The sequence below is a fragment of the Caballeronia sp. LZ001 genome (assembly GCF_031450875.1).
Lineage (GTDB): Bacteria > Pseudomonadota > Gammaproteobacteria > Burkholderiales > Burkholderiaceae > Caballeronia.
On sequence record NZ_JARTVX010000006.1, the window covers coordinates 348125 to 362102 of the forward strand.

At 63.7% G+C, this 13978-nt stretch carries 13 protein-coding genes; 3 read left to right on the forward strand and 10 right to left on the reverse strand.

What is annotated here, in order from left to right:
* Window positions 1-81 precede the first annotated feature (81 nt).
* Complete coding sequence (andR, locus tag P9292_RS42375; RefSeq protein WP_309966215.1) at window positions 82-1032, forward strand: anthranilate 1,2-dioxygenase regulatory protein AndR; 951 nt, start codon at window positions 82-84, stop codon at window positions 1030-1032.
* 19 nt (window positions 1033-1051) lie between these two features.
* On the opposite strand, the gene P9292_RS42380 is transcribed toward andR, so the two are convergent.
* From P9292_RS42380 to P9292_RS42415, 8 genes are all read right to left on the reverse strand, one after another.
* Window positions 1052-2101: an ABC transporter substrate-binding protein gene (locus P9292_RS42380; protein WP_309966218.1), complete on the reverse strand. Its 1050-nt coding sequence runs from the start codon at window positions 2099-2101 to the stop codon at window positions 1052-1054.
* 102 nt (window positions 2102-2203) lie between these two features.
* Window positions 2204-2482 carry a helix-turn-helix transcriptional regulator gene (locus tag P9292_RS42385; protein WP_309966531.1) on the reverse strand — a complete coding sequence of 93 codons (279 nt, stop codon included), beginning with the start codon at window positions 2480-2482 and terminating at the stop codon, window positions 2204-2206.
* Window positions 2479-3276 carry an AraC family transcriptional regulator gene (locus P9292_RS42390; RefSeq protein WP_309966222.1) on the reverse strand — a complete coding sequence of 266 codons (798 nt, stop codon included), beginning with the start codon at window positions 3274-3276 and terminating at the stop codon, window positions 2479-2481. Before P9292_RS42390 ends, P9292_RS42385 begins: the two co-directional genes overlap by 4 nt.
* A gap of 61 nt (window positions 3277-3337) precedes the next feature.
* On the reverse strand, window positions 3338-5032 hold the full coding sequence (locus P9292_RS42395) for a hydantoinase B/oxoprolinase family protein (protein ID WP_309850801.1): 1695 nt from the start codon (window positions 5030-5032) through the stop codon (window positions 3338-3340).
* Between the two features lie 5 nt (window positions 5033-5037).
* The gene (locus P9292_RS42400; protein ID WP_309966225.1) at window positions 5038-6459 is read right to left on the reverse strand and encodes a hydantoinase/oxoprolinase family protein; all 1422 of its coding nucleotides are present in this window, start codon (window positions 6457-6459) and stop codon (window positions 5038-5040) included.
* A complete protein-coding gene (locus P9292_RS42405) occupies window positions 6423-7166 on the reverse strand; it encodes a hydantoinase/oxoprolinase N-terminal domain-containing protein (protein WP_309966228.1) in 744 nt (247 codons plus the stop codon). Before P9292_RS42405 ends, P9292_RS42400 begins: the two co-directional genes overlap by 37 nt.
* 150 nt (window positions 7167-7316) lie before the next feature.
* Window positions 7317-8738, reverse strand: coding sequence for an aldehyde dehydrogenase family protein (locus P9292_RS42410; protein ID WP_309966231.1), 1422 nt, complete (start codon window positions 8736-8738; stop codon window positions 7317-7319).
* A gap of 138 nt (window positions 8739-8876) precedes the next feature.
* Window positions 8877-9989, reverse strand: coding sequence for an AraC family transcriptional regulator (locus tag P9292_RS42415; RefSeq protein WP_309850811.1), 1113 nt, complete (start codon window positions 9987-9989; stop codon window positions 8877-8879).
* A gap of 275 nt (window positions 9990-10264) precedes the next feature.
* On the opposite strand from P9292_RS42415, the gene P9292_RS42420 reads away from it, so the two are divergent.
* Window positions 10265-11599, forward strand: a complete 1335-nt coding sequence (locus tag P9292_RS42420; RefSeq protein ID WP_309850813.1) for a UbiD family decarboxylase — start codon at window positions 10265-10267, stop codon at window positions 11597-11599.
* Complete coding sequence (locus tag P9292_RS42425) at window positions 11596-12183, forward strand: UbiX family flavin prenyltransferase (protein ID WP_309850816.1); 588 nt, start codon at window positions 11596-11598, stop codon at window positions 12181-12183. The genes P9292_RS42420 and P9292_RS42425 overlap by 4 nt, the downstream gene beginning before the upstream one ends.
* 60 nt (window positions 12184-12243) lie before the next feature.
* On the opposite strand, the gene P9292_RS42430 is transcribed toward P9292_RS42425, so the two are convergent.
* Complete coding sequence (locus tag P9292_RS42430; protein ID WP_309966234.1) at window positions 12244-13161, reverse strand: ABC transporter permease subunit; 918 nt, start codon at window positions 13159-13161, stop codon at window positions 12244-12246.
* Window positions 13158-13940 (reverse strand): ABC transporter ATP-binding protein, encoded by a 783-nt coding sequence (locus P9292_RS42435; protein WP_404989452.1) that lies wholly within the window; start codon window positions 13938-13940, stop codon window positions 13158-13160. Before P9292_RS42435 ends, P9292_RS42430 begins: the two co-directional genes overlap by 4 nt.
* Window positions 13941-13978: the final 38 nt, after the last annotated feature.

A 13978-nucleotide genomic window follows, 5' to 3' on the forward strand; every position in this document is an offset into this window, starting at 1 on the left:
ATCCATAAACGGCGGTTTTATTTGCCCGGCTTGCCTGCAACGTCTTTTGCACTGCAACGAAAGGGCTTTCCGCGCATAACCATGTCCCCGACTTTCTTTGCGCCACTGGCGCTTCGCGACTATCGGCTGTTCGAATCGAACGATCACGACGAGACGCGCGATCTGATTTCGCGCGTCATGCAGCCGCATGTACTGGAGCCTGCGGGACGGGCGTGCGGGCGGTCGTATATGGACTTCGTGAAGGTCGGACGGCTCGGGCTGGGCGCGATTTCATTCGGCACCTCCATGCATGTCGATGTCGAATCCGTCGATGGCTACTACCTCCTGATGTTCTGCCTCTCGGGTCATGCCCGGGTCCGCACGCTCGATGCCACGCTCGACGTCGATCGCAACAACGCCGTGCTGTGCGCGCCCGGTCAGCCGTTCGATGCGTGGTTGTCGTCGGATTGCGAGCAGTTCGTCCTGCGCATCGACGCGGATGCGTTCAGAAAGGCGGGAGGGTCGCATGAACCGGGCGTGTCCATCGACAGTCCGGCCTTGCAGGGATGGATGCAGCAATTGCGCGCGCTGACGAGTTCAGCGGCGCTGCTGGAAAGCGCGCGGTCGAATATGCAGATTGCCGGGCATATGGAACGGCTGCTGATCGATCTGCTCGCCGGTGCATTGCCGGGCGCACCGGGCGCGCTCCCGTCGGTGGCGCCGGCTTTCGTGAAGCGCGCGGAAGAGTTCATCCGCACACATGCGGGCGATGCATTGCAACTGGAAGATATCGCGAGCGCGGCGGGCGTGTCGGCGCGCACCTTGCGTGAGCGCTTTCAGGCCGTGCGCGGTGTCAGCCCCATGCAGTTCGTGCGCGACGTCCGCATGCAGCAGGCACGCGACGCGCTGCTGGCCGCCGGGCCGCAAGCGCGTGTCGCGGATATCGCGCTGGCTTGCGGCTTCTTTCACCTCGGGCGGTTCTCGATTGCGTATGCGAAGACGTTCGGAGAGATGCCTTCGGAGACGTTGCGCAGACGTGGGCAGGCGTCCTGACGATGGCGGACGATGGCGTTCAGTTCACAAAGCAATCGCAGTTGGCCAGTTCCGCCGGAACCGCCAGACCGAGCGCCTTCATCTTGCGGCGATTGATCAGCGCCTTGTAATCCGCGGGCACCGCGACATAGACCGGCATCGCCGATGGCTTGACGCCCTTGAGCATCTGCAAGGCCATGTCGGCGGCGTGGGCGCCCTGCGATTCGTACGACGGCGCATATGCCACCGCGATAATGTCGCCCTTGCGGATCAGTTCGTGTTCCGCGCTCAGAATGGGCACGTGCCGCTGATCGACCACGGAAGCGACCGCCGGCAGCGACGACTGAATCAGGCTGGAGCCGATCGCATAAAAGAAGTCGATACCCTGCAGCGAGCTGGCGCGTTGCGGCACATCGACGGTCGAATCCGCAGAGGTCGGCATTATCTCCAGACCGGCTTTTGCGGCGGCTGCCTTGAGGCTGGCGATGGCCGCGACATCGTTGACTTCGCCAGAGTTGTACAGCACGCCGAATTTCTTCGCCTTCGGAAAGACCTTTTTGGCAAACGCGAGCACCGCGTCGTAATCCGTCACGCTCGACGTGCCGTTGATGCGGTTGCTGCCATGCTTCCAGTCCGGCACGATGCCCGCCTTCACCGGATCCGTCACCTGCGAGAAGACCAGCGGAATGTTCTGGTTGGCGATGTTGCGCACGGCGGCCTGCGTGACCGGCGTCGTCACCGTCAGGATCACGGACGGATGCTGCGCTTCGATCTGCGCCAGCGTCTGCGGAATCAGGCTGGGTGTGAAGTTCGCGTCGCTGTAGGCGTAGCGCACGTTTTTATTTTCTGTATAGCCATGCGTCTGCATCTCGTCCTTGAAGCCCTGGATCGTGCGCGACAGCGCCGGATGAGGACCGAAATTCGCAATGCCGACCACAATCGGCGCGGGCGTCGGCGCTGCCGCAGCGGCCTGCGCGTGTGCGTCCATCGTGGCCAGCGCGCTCAATCCGAACGTCACCGCCGCCAACAGCACTGCCGGCGCGCGCCGCTGTGCGCTGGATCTTCGAATGCATTCGCCAAACAGTTTCATATCGTGTGGGCCTTGAAAAGAGACAGGGTAGCAACGGACTCATTGTTGGCATGCGAGGGCCCACCGCCCACATCGCCAAAAAAGAAAATTCCGATTACATATCTATTCGGGCCGTTTCGCGCCGCGCAGATGGCGCGCATCCTTGGGCGCGAAGCCGTAGAAGTCGCGAAACGATGTCGTGAAGCTCGTCGGATGCTGGTAGCCGACCGCCGCCGCTACTTCGCCCACGGACTGCCGGTCATCGACGAGCAGACGCAAGGCCTCCTGCATGCGCCGCCGCAAGCTGTAATCGAACACGGTCACGCCATGCAGAAACTTGAAGCCGCGCTTGAGCTTGGACGAATTGGTGCCGACCGCGCGCGCCAGGTCGGGAATGGTCAGGTCTTTTTGAGGTCCGTGTCGATCATCGCGCGGGCGCGTTCCATCAGCATGAGATCGCGCGACGAGAGAATTTCGTCGGGCGCGTCGCTATTCAGGCTGTCGATCCACACGCCGACGCTCGCGTACAGAATCTCCATGCATTTCGCTTCGACGAACAGCAGATCGCGCACACCCCGATGCGGACTCGCAAGCAGCCGCTCGATGGCCTGCACGGCGTCCAGCGTGAGGCGCATCTGGAGGTTGTAGAGTTCGTCGGGCTTCACGGCGGCAAGGCGCGCGCGAATGTCGTCGCCTTCCGGGCCGAGCGCGTCGAGCAGACGCTGAAAAAAGGACGATGACACATACAGCGCCAGCGCGCGGCGCGGGCCTTCGGGACAGGTGATCCGATAGTGCAGCCCCGCGCCCTGATAGCAGATGATGAAGTTCGGCGCTTCCACCTGCACGTCGTCCGCATCGTCGACGCCGACGCTCGCCATGCCGGTCACGAGATAGTGGAATTCGATCAGGCCTTCCGGCGGCACGGGCTCGGTGCGGGCATGCGCGTAGCGGCAATAGGAAACCGCGACGTAGATTTCATCGCGTATCGAGATCATTTTCCACGCGCCTTCGCCGCCGTCGCCAGGCACATCGACAATACGTCCGTACAGCCCCAGCGCCGGTGCAGTTGCACAGCGCGAATCGTCGCGCAGAAGGCGGTACGCTTCGGTCAGCGGCGCGCCCGAATGCGCGAGCGCCGTGCGGAAAAGACCGGCGCGGCGTGCGTCGCCGATGCTTTCTGGTGAAGATCGATCCATGACGGTTCCATCGTCTAGAGGATGACGACGATTCTAGCGATGCAATCCACGCCGCCAAAATTCAACGCAGCGCATAAGCGTGTGCTGCCGATGCCTCGCTCACATAGCCCAGCCGCACGTCGTCCGCCAGCTGCTCGCGGTCACGCTCGCGCGCCGCGCCGATGCCCGCGCCGCCGGGCAAGTCGAGGCAGAGGCGTCGTCCGCGCGGCACGGTTTGCAGGCCCATGGCGGCCATCGGCGTGCCGTCGTCGAGCGTGACGGCACCGGGTGCGCCTTCGCCGCCGCCATCGCGTCCACGCGCGGCATGCACGATGCGGTCGTACATGCCGAAGAACTGGAACGGCGCGCCATCCACGGATGCGATCTCCAGCCGCTGACCCAGCCCGCCACGCCAGCGTCCGGGACCGCCGCTGTCCGGCCGCAGTTCCTTCTTCCAGATCAACACCGGATAAAGCGATTCGACGATCTCGCACGCAATGGCCCGCACGCCGCTCGGGAACGCGGTGCCCGACATGCCGTCGTCGCCGGTGCGCGCGCCCGAACCGCCGCTGTTGAAGAAGAGCGTTTCGAACGCGCGAGGCTGCTGCGCCGCCGATGCATCGGGCAAGGTCTCGCCCGCCGCCATCCACGCCGCCGCGCCGCCGCGCAACTGCGCGCCCCACACGCAGGACGCGCCTTCCGCTGGCACACGGTCCGGCAGCACGCCCGCGAGCGCGCCGAACACCACGTCCGGCAGAAACTGCCCGATGATGTGCCGCGCACACACCGGCCAGGGCCGCTGCACGTTGAGAATGGAGCCTTCGGGTGCACTGATGTCGAGCGGTTCGAGCGAGCCGGCATTGTTCGGCACCTCGGGCGCGACCGCCGCCCGCACGCCGAACGCCGCATAGGCGCGCGTGTAGTTCAGCACGACATTGATGCCGCGATGGCTCGCCGCCGACGTACCCGCGAAATCCACCTTGACGCGCCCGTTCGCTACTTCGAGCGTCGCCACCAGATCGACGGGCGTATCGAAACCGTCGATGCGCATTGCGTACGGGTAACGGCCTTCGGGCAGCGTTGCGATGGCCTGCTGCATGGCGGCGCGCGACCGGTCGATGATCGCATCCGACACGCGCACCATGTCGTGCTCGCCGAACTCGTCGAGCATGGCGACAAGACGTGCGGCACTGGCTTCGTTCGCACCCACGTAGGACAGGATGTCGCCCTCCGCTTCGTCCGGCGTACGCACGTTAGCACGAATGATCTCGATGAGATCGGCATTGATCACGCCCGCGCGCGCGAGCGGCAGACGCGGAATGCACAAGCCTTCTTCGAACACCGAGCGCCCGTCCGGACCTTGCCCGATGCCGCCGATATCCACCTGATGGCACGTACACGCAAAGAACGCGATCACGCGCTCGCCGCGAAACACGGGCGACACCACCGTCACGTCATGCAAATGCCCCGACGCCAGCCACGGATCGTTGGTGATGAAGTGGTCGCCGGCGCGCATGGTCGCGAGGGGAAACACATCGAGAAAATGGCCCACGGCGGCGGCCATCGAGTTGACGTGGCCGGGCGTGCCGGTGACGGCCTGCGCGACGAGACGCGCGCGGGCATCGAATACGCCTGCGGACAGGTCGCCCGCTTCGCGCACGGTCGGGCTGAAGGCGGTGCGCATCAACAGACGCGCCTGTTCCTCCACGACGGCGATGAGGCGATTCCAGATCACTTGCAGGCGGATGGGGTCGAAAGCGGCGGTCGATTCATTCATGGCGTTCAATTCCTGACGATGCGGCGATCGAGCCGCAGATGACCGTCCGCGTCGATGCGGGCATCGAAATCGGGCGGCACGACGACGGTGGTTTCACGATCGACGATGACAGCGGGACCGTCGATCGCCGCGCCGTTGGCGAGCGCATCGCGGCGGAAGAAGCGCGCGGATAAGCGTTCGCGGCGGGACTGATCGAGCACGAGGCGCGTGGTTTCCGCTTTTTCTTCTGGAGGCGCGGCTGATTCCACGGGCTGTGACACGGGCGCGGCAGTGAGCGCTTCGCGCTGCGGCGCGCTCACGCGCACGCTCCAGCCGAGCGTTTCGACCGGCGCACGCGGCACCAGCCGGCCGAAGCGCGCGAGATACACGGCTTCGAAGCGCTCGCGCAGCTTTGCAACGGCGTCGGCATCGAGCCGCGCGGAGGGGAGCGTGACTTGCAGTTCGTGTCCCTGGCCGCGATAGCGCATCGACGCAGTCGCTTCGATGCTGCACGTCTCACGCGGCGCCACGCGTTCGACGATTGCCGCCGCTTCCGCTTCCAGCGTTTCGAGCAGCGCATTCACCGCGCCGGTGTCGAGTTGCGCAAGCGGTTCGAAGCGGCTGCGCACCGCATCGAACGCGACGGGCGCAAGCAGGAAGCCATAAGCGGAACCGACGCCTGCCGCCGTCGGAATCACCACATGATCGATGCCGAGCTTTTCCGCCAGCCGCGCCGCATGCAACGGCGCGGAGCCGCCGAACGCAATCAGCGTGCGTCCCGCCACGGACTTGCCGAGTTCGATGGCATGTTCGCGTGCGGCACAGGCCATGGCTTCGTCCGCGAGTTCGGCGACTGCGTAGGCGGCGGCATCGGTTTCGACGTTCAGCGGCGCGCCGATATCCGTTTCGATGGCCCGGCGCGCCGCGTTTGCATCGAGCGACAACGTGCCGTTCGCAAAGTACGCGGGATCGAGACGGCCGGCGCTCATGTGCGCATCGGTGAGAGTGGCGCGCTCGCCGCCGAGTCCGTAACACGCCGGCCCCGGAGCCGAGCCAGCGCTCGCCGGGCCGACCTGCACGCGGCCGAGCGCATCGACACGCGCAATGGAACCGCCGCCCGCGCCGATCTCGCACAGCTCGACCACCGGAATGCGCAACGGAATGCCGCTGCCCGGCTTGAAGCGATACAGCCGCGCCACTTCCAGCGAACGCGACATGTGCGGACGGCCATCGTCGATGAAACAGAGCTTCGCCGTGGTGCCGCCGATATCGAGCGACAGCACGCGCGGCAAAGCGAGCGATTCGCTGATATGCGCCGCCAGCAGCGCGCCACCCGCCGGGCCGGATTCGAGCAGACGCACCGGCAGGCGGCAGGCGGTATCGACATCACAAAGACTGCCGTCGGAAGTCATCAGCAAGAGCGGTGCATCGATCGACAAGTCGTGCAAGGCGTCGCCGAGACGCGCGAGATAGACGCCATCAGCGGACGCACGTAAGCGTTCACCGCCGTCGTCGAAAAGCGCTCGAACTCGCGCACTTCAGGCGATACATCGGAGGACAGACTGATCGACAGATGCGGCAGACGCGCGGCGAGCCATCGCGCGGCTTCGGCTTCATGACGCGGATTCCGGTAGCTGTGCATGAAGCCGATGGCGAGACTCTCGATTCCGTGTGCCTCCAACTGAGCGGCAATGCCTGCGAGCGCATCGAGATCGAGCGGCGCCAGTTCGTCGCCTTGGGCGCTCAGGCGGCCTGCAATCGTGAAGCGCAGGTCGCGGGGAATGAGCGGTGCGGGTTGCCGCACACGCAGGTCGTAATGATCGGCGCGCGCTTCGAAGCCGGTTTCGATGACATCGCGAAAGCCTTCGGTCGTCAGCAGCGCCGTGCGTGCGCCGCGCCGTTCGATCACCGCATTGGTGGCGAGCGTGGTGCCGTGGACGATGGCGCCGAGCGTCGCGGCATGAATACCGGTTTCGCGCAGCAGATGCTGCACGCCTTCGAGCACGGCGCGCTCGGGGGCGTCGGGCGTGGTGAGGCGTTTGTGGGTGTGGCGGACAGCACCGGCTTCGAGCACGAAATCGGTGAAGGTGCCGCCGATATCGATGCCGAGTCGCGGTCTGGACTCGCGCTCGCCGGGCGCAACGGTTGGGCTCATGACGTATTCGAAAGTGATCGGCGCGCGTGGATGCGCAGCCTGAAACTCAACGATACAGATTAGCTTTTTTGACCGCGTTCGATATTGGAACTGTGTGCTTCGTTATTGGCTTTTAAGGCGCGCCGAAAGACGCGCCTTGCCCTGTTACGATCAGACTTCGGCCAGCTTGTCGAGCGGCGGCACCGCGCCTTCGTTCGCCAGCAGCGCGCGCTTGCGGACATAACGCATAATGCTCGTCGCACCATAGCGGGATCCGCCCATGCCCGACTTCTTGAACGCGGTCTTCTCGCCCGCGAACATCATCACGCGCGGCAGTTCGGTATCGTTGATGCTGACGCCGCCCGCTTCCATCTTCGTCGCGAAGTCGCCCGCCGTGTGCGTGTCCGGACCGAACACCGCCCCGCTCAGGCCGAACATCGTATCGTTCATCAGGCGTTCGGCTTCTTCGTCGGTCGTAAAGCGCATCACCGGCACGACGGGGCCGAACGTTTCAGCGGTCATCAGCGTCATGTCGTGCGTCACGTCCGTGACGATGGTCGGGTCGATCCACACGGAGCCGTCGACCGTTTCGCTCTTGCCGCCCAGCACGATCTTCGCGCCCTTGGCCACGGCGTCGTCGAGTTGCAAATCGATGATCGATGCCTGTTGCGCAAAGATCATCGGACCATAATGGCCGCCGTCGCCTGCCGCGTGGCTGCGCCTGAGCGTTCGGGCCTGAGCGGAAAGTTCGGCGACGAGTGCATCGTAAAGGGATTCGTGTGCATAGACGCGTTCGATTGCGTAGCACACCTGCCCCGAGTTATAGAGCGCGCTGCGCAGAATGCTGGTGGCCGCACGCTGCACATCCGACCCGGCGAGCACCACGGCCGCGTCTTTGCCGCCGAGTTCGAGGAAGGCCGGAACGAAGGCTTGCGCCGCCGCTGCCGCGATCTTCTGGCCGGTCGGCACGCTGCCGGTGAACACGACCGCATCCGCTTGCGCTACGATCGCCGCGCCCGTTTCCGCGCCGCCCTGCACGAGATTGACGATATTTTTGAGCGCAGGCACGGCATCGATCGAACGCATGAGCGGTTCGACGAAACGCGGCGTGACTTCGCTCGGCTTGATGACGACCGCCGCGCCTGCGACGAGCGCGGGAATGGCATCGATGAAAGACAGCACGAGCGGAAAATTCCACGGGCTGATGACGCCGACTACCGGATACGGCGCATACGTCACCTTGAAGACGATGTCGGGATGCGCGTCGAGCTTGCGGAAGGGCGTGGTGAGCACTTCGGGCGCGGCATCGCAGAAGCCGTGAATGAAGTGGATGACCGCGCCGAGTTCTTCTTCCGAGATGCGATGACGCGCCGTATCGACGGACAGCGCCGCCACGATCTCCTTGCCGTGCGCCTCCAGTTGCGCGGCCCATTCGCCCAGCGTCTTCGTGCGATGTTCGAGACCGCGCGACTGCCATGCGCGCTGCTCGTCGCGCGCCTTCGCCATCATATCGCTTACGTCTTGCGCGGATGCGGCATCGAACTCGTAATCGTGTTCGCCCGTGCGCGGATTGCGTACCTTGATTGCCTTCATCGTCGTTCCGTTCTGTTGTCTGCCCGGTGCGGGCGTGGTCCCAAAGTGAGGACGATGCTAACAACAGAAATTTCGGCACGGCAGGCACGCACACGCGATGTGGCCGAATTCCTATATCTGAATGCCTTGTTCCAACAATCAGGGTTTAGCCGTTTCTTCGGTCTTGCGCACGCGCAGGGTCGCTCGCGCGGCTTCGGGCGTTTCGCGCTGTTGCGTAGCAGGACTCGCGAGACGGCGCGCATCCTTGGGCGCGAAGCCGAAGTAATCGCGGAACGCAGCGGTAAAACTGGTCTGATGCTGATAACTGGTCGCCAGCGCGACTTGCCCGACCGGCATGCGTTCGTCGACGAGCAGATGCAGCGCATGATTCATGCGGCATCGATGACCATATTCGAAGATGGTCATGCCATATAAAAACTTGAAGCCGCGCTTGAGTTTCGACGCATTGGTGCCCACCGCGCGCGCCAGTTCGGGAATGGTCGGCGCAACGCGCAAATCCGCGACGATCATCTTCTGCGCCTGTTCGATCAGCCGCAGATCGCGCGCGGAGAGCGTTTCGCCGGGCGAGTCGTCACGCAGATGTGTCAGCCACATTTCGATGCACGCGCACAGAATCTCCGTACACTTGCCTTCGAGATAGAGCAACTGTCTCGCGCCACTGTACGTCGATGCGAGCAACTGTTCGGCAATGTGCAGCGCATCGACACTGAAGGGCATCTGACGGTTGTAAATCTGATCGCGCTGGATGGCGGCCAGTTCCGCGCGAATCTTGTCCGCTTCGCCGCCGAGCGCATGCACGAGACGGTCGAAATAGCGCCGCGTCACATACATGCTGACGGACTGCCACGGCCCCGGCCCGCACGTCACCTGATACTGCACGTCCGCTCCCTGACTGCACACCAGCAGGTTCGGCGCATTCACATGCAGATGTCCGGTATCCGAAAAGTCGACGCTCGCGGGGCCTGCGATCGAGAAATGAAACTCGACGAAGCCTTCGGGAAGAATGCGTTCCGAGCGGCTGTGGGCGTAGTTGCAGTCGGAGACGACCAGAAAGATTTCATCGCGGATGCTGGCCATCTTCCAGGCACCTTCTTCGGCATCGCCGGGTACGGTGATGGTCGCGCCGTAGAGGCCGAACTCCGGCACGCTGATGCAATCCGGGCGTACGCGCAACTGGTAGAACGCCTCGGTAAGCCGCGCCTGCGGTCCAGCAAGCGTGTTCCGGAACAGACCCGTATTCGATTCGCTCATCGTGTCTCCGTGCTGATGGTCGCGCCTGCGGGGAGAAGCGGTCAGGCTTGCCGCTTCGGGCGCGCTCGATGATTTATCTGACTGCATTATCGGTCGCCAAAACTCGGCGATGCGTCTGCACGATGTTTTCGTGCATCGGCATGAAGAAAAACCGCTTTTCCTAGGTTCGCGTCGTGTTTGAGCATCCTCGCCAAAATTGCCACGGTTATAAGAAGGCACGGGCGCATGCCGCGCCCCTTTTATGCCATTTCTGCCTTCTCTGCCCGACACTCACGATGCGACATTACCTATCCCGGCTGCGCGCACGCGGCGATCTTCTGACCGTGACGCGCGAAGTCGATCCGCGCTTCGAAGCCGCCGCCGTCGCGCGGCGTCTTCAGCGCGAAACCACCAAGCCCGTGCTCTTCGAGAACGTGCGCGGCAGCAAACTGCCGGTCCTGCTCAACCTTTACAGCGATCACGAGCGCTTGCGCGAGATCATCCGCTGCGCGCCGGACGAGACGTTCTGCGCGCGGCTGGATCGAGAGATCACGCTGGCATCGACGCTCGACACCGCGACCGAACCGGTGCCGATGCCGTCGGACTGGGTCACGGGCAAGCTCTCCGATCTGCCGATCCTGACGTATCACGAACGCGACGGCGCGCCCTACATCACCTCGGGCATCTTTCTCGCGAAGGACCCGGACAGCGGCGTGCCCAATTTGTCGTTCCATCGTTCGATGGTCGTCTCGGATGACGAACTGCGCATTCGTCTCGGCAGCAGTCATGATCTCGCGCAGTATCAATTGCGCGCGGAAGCACGCGGCGAAGCGCTCGAAGCGGCCATTCTGATCGGCGCGTCGCCGGAACTGTTCATGAGCGCGTGCGTGTCGCTGCCGCCGGAAGGCGACGAACTCGCGCTCGCCGCAGCGATTCGCGGCGGGCCGCTCGGCATGCGCCGCGCGGTCACGCTCGATCTGGACATTCCGGTGGCGGCGGAGATCGTCATCGAAGGGCGCATCCTGCCGAACGAGCGGCGGCCGGAAGGACCGTTCGGCGAGTTCATGGGCTATTACGTCGAAGTGGGCGACAACCATGTGTTCGAAGTCACGCACGTGGGCTGGCGCGAAGGCGCGGTGTTTCATGGCCTGATATGCGGGTCGGACGAAGACTTGCGGCCGCTCGAAGCGGCGACGGCGGCGCGTATCTACAAGGCGGTATCGGCGCAAGTGCGCGGCGTGCTCGACGTCACGTGCAAGCCGACCGTGATGAACACCATCATCAAGATCGATAAACAGTACGACGGCCACGCGCAGCATGCGTTGCTCGCGGCGCTGGGATCGCATCTGGACTACAACAAGCTGTGTATTGTCGTGGACAAGGACATCGATATTTACGACATGAACGAGGTTATCTGGGCGTTTTTGACGCGTGGCCGCGCGGATACGCGGACGATGGTGATCAACGGCGTGCCCGGGTTCTATCGCGATCCGCACAAGGATCATTGGGGACGTCTTGCCATCGATGCCACGAAACCGTGGGGACGTGAAGCCGAATTCGAACGGAAATCGATTCCGGGCGTCGATACGCTGGTGCTCGACGACTATCTGCCGAAGGCTGTGCAGCGATGAGCGGCTCGACACGTCCGCGGCGCATCGTCGTTGCCATCACGGGTGCGACGGGCGCGATCTATAGCGTCCGTCTGCTTAGTACGTTGCGCGAGCGGGAGGTGGAGACGCATCTGGTGGTATCGCGTGCCGGATGGCTGACGCTGCACGACGAACTGGCGATGGACCGGCACGCCATGCGCGGCCTCGCCAGTGTGTGGCACGAGGCGAACGAGGTCGGCGCGACCATCGCGAGCGGGTCGTTTCAGCATGACGGCATGGTCGTCGCCCCCTGTTCGATGAAGACGCTCGGCGCGATTGCGCACGGGCTCGACGACAACCTGGTTACGCGCGCGGCGGATGTGACGTTGAAGGAGCGGCGCAAGCTGGTGTTGCTGGCGCGGGAGACGCCGTTGACGCTGGCGCATCTGAACAACATGACGCTGGTTACGCAAATGGGCGGCGTCATCATGCCGCCGTTGCCGTCGTTTTATGCAAAGCCGGCGACGATCGAGGAACTGGTGGACTACACGGTGCAGCGGGTGATGGATCAGTTTGGGTTGAATGACGAGTCGGCTTATGCGCGGTGGAAGGGGTTGGGTGGTTGACGCAAAGAAGAAGGCCGCTCGAATATCCCGAGCGGCCTGTTTTTGTTTCCGGTGCAACGACTAGGCACTTACCCCCACCGCCTCCACCTTTTTCTTCGCCCCCCCGCGCTTCTTCCGCTTCGCCATCGAAAGCAAGGTCAGCAGCACGAACAAAGCCGTGACGAGCTTCAGGTCCGATGGCTGGAAGCCGAGCGCCAGCACCACCGAGATCAACTGAAAGTACACGATCGACCCGAGCACCGGCGCGATCACCGGACGCGTCATCGACCGGTTACCGATGACCGCTTCACCGAGCAGCAACGCGGCGAGACCGTTCACCAGCACGCCGAAGCCCATGTTCACGTCCGCGAAGCCCTGGTTTTGCGCAAGCATCGCGCCGCCCATTGCCGCGAACAGGTTCGCAAGCCCCAGTCCCACGAGCGTGTACACCTTCACGTTGATGCCCTGCGCCTTCGCCATCGACGCACTCGAGCCGATTGCACGCATGGCCAAACCATGTTCGGTGCCGAGGAACCACAGCACGCAAGCCGCAATCGCCACGTCGATCGCGCCCAGCATCAGGATGCGCGGCATATAACCGCCGCCATCGCCCGGCAGCCACGAAAACACGCTGAAGAACGCGAACAGCGCAGCGTTCGGCTGACCCATCACGCGGATATCGACCGAATAAAGCATCGACAGGACGAGAATGCCGCACAGCAGCGTGTTGATTTTCGCCTTCTCGTGGATATATCCCGTCACCAGTCCCGCCAGAAAGCCCGCGAGCGCGCCGCCGAGCAGCGCCATCACCGGATTCAGGCCGAGCATCAGCAGCTTGGCGCACACGCACGCGCCGAACGGGAACGCGCCCTCGCCCGTCATGTCCGCGAAATTCAGGATGCGGAACGGAATCATGATCGCAATGGCGATCAGCGCGTACGTCAGGCCCTGCATCAGGCCGACCGGAACGAGGTCGAAAAAGCCCAGCAAAAGGTTCATGAGTTCACCGTCTTTGCCGTCACCGGCCCTTCGTTGAAATACGCCATGAGTTTTTCGACGGTCATCGCGCGCTTCGCATCGCCCGACAGGTCGCCGACGATCTGGCCGTCGCGCATCATGATTAGCCGGTTGCCGAAGTCGATGGCGTGCTGCATGTTGTGCGTAACCATCATGGTCGTCAGGTTCTGTTCGCGCACGACCTGTTTCGTCACGCGCATCACGATGGCCGCGGTGCGTGGATCGAGCGCGGCCGTGTGTTCGTCGAGCAGCAGCAGTTCGGGCCGCTGCAAGACCGCCATCAGCAGCGACAGCGCCTGACGCTGGCCGCCCGACAACAGCGACGCCTTCGTCTTCAGCCGCTTCTCCAGCCCGAGATCGAACGATGCAATCCGGTCGCGAAACTCCTTCGACAACGCACTCGTCAGACCGAAGCCGAAGGAGCGCTTCAGTCCGCGCCGGTTCGCCACTGCCAGGTTCTCTTCGAGGCTGAGCGCCGCCGCCGTCCCCACCGACGGGTCCTGAAAGACGCGCGCAAAATGTCTTGCGCGCTTGTGCGTGGGCAGCGACGTGACGTCGTGGCCATCGACGAAGATCGCGCCGCTGTCAGGCGTCACTTCGCCCGCGAGCAGGTTCAGAAACGTCGATTTGCCCGCGCCGTTGCCGCCGACCACGACCGCGAAGTCGCCCGCATACAATTTGAGCGATACATCCGACAACGCAACACGCTCATCCACGGTGCCGGGATGAAAGGTCTTGCAGATTTTCTCCGCCGACAACATGGGAATATGGCGCTCGCGCATTGTAGTGACCTTGGCCT